The sequence below is a fragment of the Streptomyces sp. NPDC057654 genome, assembly GCF_042800135.1.
Taxonomy (GTDB): domain Bacteria; phylum Actinomycetota; class Actinomycetes; order Streptomycetales; family Streptomycetaceae; genus Streptomyces.
In genome coordinates this window covers 1-6155 of sequence record NZ_JBHVHQ010000517.1, presented here as the reverse complement: position 1 = coordinate 6155, position 6155 = coordinate 1, and the positions used below count along the sequence as shown (strand labels likewise).

The 6155-nt window shown below is 70.1% G+C and carries 7 protein-coding genes; 3 read left to right on the top strand and 4 right to left on the bottom strand.

Annotation, left to right across the window (positions count from 1 at the left end):
- Positions 1–247: 247 nt before the first annotated feature.
- Positions 248–1054, top strand: coding sequence for an alpha/beta fold hydrolase (locus ACFU99_RS29510; protein ID WP_384397811.1), 807 nt, complete (start codon positions 248–250; stop codon positions 1052–1054).
- Positions 1055–1064: 10 nt separating this feature from the next.
- On the opposite strand, the gene ACFU99_RS29505 is transcribed toward ACFU99_RS29510, so the two are convergent.
- Entirely contained in the window at positions 1065–1454 is a 390-nt protein-coding gene (locus ACFU99_RS29505) for a winged helix-turn-helix transcriptional regulator (RefSeq protein WP_384397809.1), read from the bottom strand.
- 112 nt (positions 1455–1566) lie between these two features.
- Here ACFU99_RS29505 and ACFU99_RS29500 point away from each other — a divergent pair, with 112 nt between their 5' ends.
- On the top strand, positions 1567–2418 hold the full coding sequence (locus ACFU99_RS29500) for an SDR family oxidoreductase (RefSeq protein WP_384397807.1): 852 nt from the start codon (positions 1567–1569) through the stop codon (positions 2416–2418).
- Positions 2419–2460: 42 nt separating this feature from the next.
- Here ACFU99_RS29500 and ACFU99_RS29495 read toward each other — a convergent pair whose 3' ends face one another.
- The 3 genes from ACFU99_RS29495 to ACFU99_RS29485 form a co-directional block, all read right to left on the bottom strand.
- Positions 2461–3000: a hypothetical protein gene (locus ACFU99_RS29495; protein WP_384397805.1), complete on the bottom strand. Its 540-nt coding sequence runs from the start codon at positions 2998–3000 to the stop codon at positions 2461–2463.
- Between the two features lie 347 nt (positions 3001–3347).
- Positions 3348–3971: a TetR/AcrR family transcriptional regulator gene (locus tag ACFU99_RS29490; RefSeq protein ID WP_384397803.1), complete on the bottom strand. Its 624-nt coding sequence runs from the start codon at positions 3969–3971 to the stop codon at positions 3348–3350.
- Positions 3972–4025: 54 nt separating this feature from the next.
- Positions 4026–4793 carry a GPP34 family phosphoprotein gene (locus ACFU99_RS29485; RefSeq protein WP_384397801.1) on the bottom strand — a complete coding sequence of 256 codons (768 nt, stop codon included), beginning with the start codon at positions 4791–4793 and terminating at the stop codon, positions 4026–4028.
- 214 nt (positions 4794–5007) lie between these two features.
- Between ACFU99_RS29485 and ACFU99_RS29480 the strand changes: the two genes are divergently transcribed.
- A partial coding sequence (locus ACFU99_RS29480) for a serine hydrolase domain-containing protein (RefSeq protein ID WP_384397799.1) occupies positions 5008–6155 on the top strand: 1148 nt, incomplete at its 3' end.

Here is a 6155-nt window from a genome sequence, read left to right as displayed (position 1 = left end):
GTCCGAGACGCGCCCGCACCCGGCCGAGCGCAATACCGCCCCACCCAACCGCCCCCGCACTGTGGACCCGAAGGGTCCGAGGCGCACCTGCACCCGAAGAACCCACCCCGGCGCAGCGGCGAGATTTGAGCCGCCCTTACGCACAGTGCAGGCGGTTTGCCACAGCGTTGTCAGACCCATCCACTAGCCTCAGGCACTTCAGTGAGATCTCGGCCCCGGCCCGGGTCCGTCCAAGGGGGAATTGCTCATGTACAGCGCCGTCGTGACGTCCGCGGGGGATCGGATCCGGTGGGTGGAGCTGCCGGGGGAAGAGCCCGCGCGGGTTTACGTGCACGGGCTCGGGGCTTCCTCCGGGCCCTACTTCACCGGGGTCGCCGTGCACCCGCTGCTCGCCGGACGGCGGGCGCTGCTGGTCGATCTGCTCGGGCATGGGATCAGCGATCGGCCGGAGGGGTTCAGTTACACCCTGGAAGCTCACGCCGACGCCTTGGCCGCCGCGCTGGACACCGCGGGCGTCACCGGCGCGGAGGTGGTCGCGCACAGCATGGGCGGGTCGGTGGCCATTGTGATGGCGAGCCGGTATCCGGGGCTGGTCTCGCGGCTGGTGCTCGTGGACGCCAATTTGGATCCGCTGCGGCCGGAGCGCGGCGCGGGAGGCAGTCGGGGGATCGCCGCCTACTCCGAGGCGGAGTTCCTCAGAGGCGGCGGCTGGGAGGAGACCCGGGCGCGGGCCGGAGGCCACTGGTGGGCCACCATGCGGCTCGCCGGGCGGGTTGCGCTGCACCGCAGCGCCGTACACCTCGTCGCCGGTTCCGTACCCACCATGCGGGAGCAGCTGCTCGCGCTGGACATTCCCCGGACCTTTCTGCTGCCCGCCGACGACGCGCCGCTGTCCGGCGCCGGTGAACTGACCGCCGCCGGGGTGTCCGTCGTCGCCGTCCCCGACTGCGGGCACAACATCATGCTCGACAACCCGGACGGGTTTGTGCGCGCCATCACCGAGACCAGATACCTGGCCCAGCGGACCGAGCAGGTCGAGCGGGAAGCCTGTTAGGGCTACAGGGCTACGGCTGGTCCTCGCCTCCCGTTTCGCGGTTGTCGTAGGTCCGGCGGGCCTCCTGCACACGCGAGGCGTTGTCCTTCGACCAATCCGCGATCGCCGTGGTGAGCGCGCCCACCTCGACCCCCAGCTCCGTGAGGGCGTACTCCACGCGCGGCGGAATGGTCGGGTACACGGTGCGGCTGATCAGCCCGTCGCGCTCCAGGTTGCGGAGCGCCTGCGTCAAGGACTTCTGTGTCACGCCCTCGACATGCCGGCGCAGCTCGGTGAAGCGCAGCGGCCGGCGCTGTCGGCGCAGCACGCCGAGTACGTACAGCGACCACTTGTTGGCGAGTGTGCTGAGCACCGTGCGCGACGGGCAGTTCTTCGCGTACGTGACCTGGTTGGTATCCATCAGGTACCTATATATCCAATCGGTGCCTACTTCACAATCGATACCGATGTAGCCCAGGCTTGTGCAGGTCAGCGCGACATCTGTGACACCCGTGCAATCCAAGGAGAACGTCGTGATCGTGGTCACCGGAGCTACCGGCAAGATCGGCTCGGAGACCGTTCGGCTGCTCGCCGAGCAGGGCCTCGCCACCAGGGCGCTGGTACGGGATCCGTCCCGCGCGCCGGGAGGTTCGTTCCCGGCCGGGGTGGATATCGCCGTCGGCGATTTCGAGCGTACGGACACGCTCGACGCGGCCATGCGCGGCGCCGACACCGTCGTACTCATCAGCCCGTCCGTCCCGGAGCAGGAGATCGCGGTCATCGACAGCGCCGCCCGGCAGGGCGTGAAGCATGTCGTCAAGATCACCAACCACAAGGCGTCCGCGTCCTCGCCCGTCGGCCGACGGCGCGATCACGCGCGGATCGAGGCACATTTGCGGGCGAGTGGGCTTGGGTTCACGCTGCTGGCGCCGAGCATCTTCATGCAGAACCTGTTCGCCTTCGCGTCGGTGATCAAGCAGACGCGGGGCTTCGTGATGTCGGCCGGCGACGGACGGTTCGCGATGGTCGACTCCCGCGACGTCGCCGCGACCGCAGCAGTCGTCGCCGCCGCACCGGACGATCACGCGGGGCGCACGTACCTGCTGACCGGGCCCGAGCTGATCACCTACGCCGATGTCGCGCGGGCGCTGACCGACGTGCTGGGGCATGAGATCGAGTACCGCCGGATCTCCCCCGCCGAGCACCGGGCCGCCATGATCGAGGCCGGCGTCCCCGAGTCCGTCGCGGCCTCCAATGCGCAGGTGTTCGGCCTCATCGCCGAAGGCGACGCGGATTGGCGGTCCGATGACGTGGAAGCCGTCACGGGAGTTCCGCCGCGCGGCGTCCGTACCTTCCTCGCCGACCACGTCAGCGCCTTTGTCTAGCCCATGCTGCGAAGAGCCTCGGCCGCACTGCCCACCCCCGCACTACCCTCCGCACGGAATTGTCTCGACCGGCGGTGTCCCGTCCAGGAGCCAGCGCCCGTCCTCGGATTCCACCTGCCACGATGTGCACAAGGCACCGCCTTGCGCGGGCCCGCCCGACTTACCCGACTCACCGGTCAGCGTCAGGAATTCGGCGTCGCCGTGGCCGCGAACCGACACCTTCAGCCCCCTGGGCTCGGCGTCGTTCAAGCGGTCCAGATAGTCTTTCGCGTAGTCGTCCGCGACGCTGTCCTTCACGAAGAGCTGCTTCAGGCCGTCGTCGTCGCCATTCCGCGCGGCCTTGAGCACCTGTTCCTCAAGGGCTTTGGGCGAAGAAGCCCCCGGCTCCGGGTCGTTGTTGATGAAGAAGACTTCGGCCGCCACCCACAGCGCCAGGGCGGCGAAAATGACGTACGGAAGAAACCGCAGCCGACTCTTCTTCGCGCTCTCCGCCGTCATCGCTCCGCCACCCATCTCGCGCCCATCCCCTCCCGCCGGCCCTTGCCGGACGCCGGCCCCCACCTCGTACACGTCGTCGCGCATGCCGGTGCGCGTCGTACACGCGCCCTGCACGTCACACACGTCTACACGTCGAACACGGGTCGATGTGAGCTACAAGCAGCCGTCCGGGATCAGGCTACCCAGCAGGGGTTGATCATGAGGTACGGGCCCTCCTCACGCACCGGTACGGCAGCCCGGGGAGGTTTCCGGCCGAGATCGTGCCCGCGCCGGCCCCTCTCTACAAGCAGTACGAACTGGACGCGCCCGGCCTTCCGTCGCTGCCGATGCTCACTCCCGCGCCGGTCCAGTGGTTCTACGAGTCGGCGCCGCCGTCCGTGCGCGCGGTCCGGCGCACCGTCGCGGAGTACCGGAAGATGTGCGACCCGAAGTCACGTGGCCCTCTCCGCCCCCGGCTCCCGCGCAGGCAGCCCCCGCAGCAGCACGCCCAGGAAGAGTTCGAAGCGCGGAGCGCTCCGGCCCAGGTGCAGGGGGTTTTCCTGGACGGAGAGCCAGCTGACGAGGGAGGTGATGAAGATGTACCAGCTCTGCTCGGCCGATTCGGGGGCGACGCCTGCGTTGGTGAAAGCGGTGATGACCTCGTGCCGGAGGCGGTCGAAGGCGCTGGAGTGGCGGTGGGGGCGTGAGGTGCGGGTGGCGTAGCCGGGTACGGCGAGGAACTGGTCGTGCATGGCCCAGGCGACGCGGGCCAGCCACGGTCGCCAGTCGTCGCCCCGCGGGCCGTCGGCGGGGAGGACGCGTTCGACCATGACCTCGTTGATGAGGTCGAAGAGCTGGTCGCGGTTCTTGACCCAGCGGTAGAGGGCACCGTGGGTGACACCGAGGCGCGTGGCGAGTTCGCGCATGGTCAGCGAGTCGAGGTTGCCGGTTGCGAAGGCGGCGTCGACGATGCGTTCGCGGCTGATCTGCGCGGGACGACCAGGGCGGCCAGGACCGCCAGGGCCGCCGGAGCCGCCGGGGCGCTGCGTGGATCGGGGCGTTGCGGCGTCAGCCATGGCCACGACTATACGATTCGGCTCCGCCAGGGGCCGTGCCACGGCCCCGTCTCGTCACTGGCTCCAGCCGCCCCCGGCCGACCTGCTCGACGCCACCGCCGCGCGGAGCGCCTGCCGCAGCCCCGGCACGACCGTATCGAAGTGATCGCTGAGCGCGGCGAACGCCTTCCGGTGCTTCCAGCGTTCCGTCAGCGTGAACACGCTCTCGATCTCCCCCTCGGCGGCGAGTACGGCCATGGCCACCTCGTCGAAGGGGACCGTCGCCGGGTCGGGGCCGAGCAGGACCGCGTTCCGCGCCTTCTCCCGCAGCGCGCGTACCTCTTCAGGGGTATTGACGGTGACCTTGCGGGTGGGGAGCACGCCGAGCGCCTTGCCTCGGCGGACCGTGATCACTCCGGTCTCGCCGAGCTGCTCCCGTACGGCGGCCTCGGCCGTATGCGCGTCGCGCAGCAGGAACGTGATCCAGTGGCGCGGCTTGTCCGCAACCACCTCGTGCAGCGCTTCGGCGAGGAACGGATCACTGGGCGCATCGGCGTCGAGGACGAAGCCGGCGACGACCTCGGCGACGTCCTCCGCGACGGCATCTCCGTCGGCTTCGGCGTCCGCGTCCACTCCCGCATCCGCGTCCACGCCCGCACTCGCACCCGCACCCGTGTTCCGTACGGCGATCTTCCCCTTCTCGTCCGCGAGCCGCCCGTCGATGGTCAACTCGGTCAGCGCCGCCGCGCGCATCAGCAGGCCGCGGTACCGGCCGAGGCCGGGTTCGCCGGCTTCCGTGTAGAGGCTGAGCAGATACATCCGCCGGGGCAGTGTCGGGTCCACGTCGCTCGCTTCCGCTGGGGGCTCACCACCGATTATGGACCCTCACAGGCCGCTGACCAGCATGCATATTGAGCGCAGAGACGAGGTGACGACCACCACACCATCATTTGTAACCACTGGTCACTAACTGAACTAGACTCGGCGGCATCCGCGACCGCACCCGCATCCGCGACGGCGTGGATTGAGACGGATGGCACGGGACGAGGAGGAAACGATGACCGGAAGCAACGCGATGCACGGCGCCGTGGCCGACGGCTTCGAGCCGGTACGAGCCGAGTTCGCCGCGGCAGCGGCAGCGGAAGGCGGCGACTACGCCGCGCAGGTCGTGGCATACCGGCACGGCGAACGCGTCGTGGACCTGTGGACCGGCCCGGAGATCACCGCCGATTCGCTGCTCGGCGCGTACTCGGCCACCAAGGGTGCTGCGCACCTGGTGGTCGCCCTGCTCGTACAGGACGGTGTGCTGGAGCTCGACCAGCGGGTCGGCCATTACTGGCCGGAGTTCGCCGTGGAGGGCAAGGGGGATGTCCTCCTCCGCGATCTGCTGTCGCACCGGGCCGGTCTGGTCGGCGCGGACGCCGGGTTCACGCTCGATGAGCTCGCCGACGACCGGATCATCGCCGAACGGCTGGGCGCGCAGCGCCCGTACTGGCGGCCGGGCAGCGCGTTCGGCTACCACGCGCTGGTCGTCGGGGCGCTGAGCGGTGAGGTGGTGCGGCGGGCCACTGGTCGGAGCGTGCAGGAGCACTTCGCCGCGCGCGTCCGCGATGCCTACGAGGTGGATGTCCACCTCGGGTTGGCGGCCGGCGAGGAGTCCCGCTACCTCAGCGCGCTGCCGGCGGTGGCGACCCCCGAGCGGCTGGCCGCCCTGGCCGCGCGTGCGACCGGCGCGTACAGCCTGTCGGGCATCGCCTTCAACCGGAACCACCCGGACAACCCTGAAGTGTGGCAGCTGCCGAACTTCCCTGCGGTACGGGCCCTCGGCCCGGCATCGCTCGGCGGCGTGGCCTCGGCGCGCGGCCTGGCCCGGATGTACGCGGCCGCGATCAGCGAAGTCGACGGCCGGTCGCCGCTCCTGGAGCCGGGCACCGCGGCCGCGTTCGCGCAGATCCAGTCCATCGGCTACGACCTGGTCAACCGTGAGCAGAAGGCGTTCGCGGTCGGGTTCCACGCCACGTCGGAGGTGTATCCGGTGCTGGGGCAGGGCGCGTTCGGCCACAGCGGCGCCGGTGGCCAGCAGGCCTTCGCCGACCCCCGGCACGGCATCGCCTACGGATTCACCCGCCGCCGCTTCCCCTTCCCGAACGGCCCGGCCCCGGAGAACGAGCGCCTCGTCCGGGCTTTGGTCGCCTCGTCCGAGGC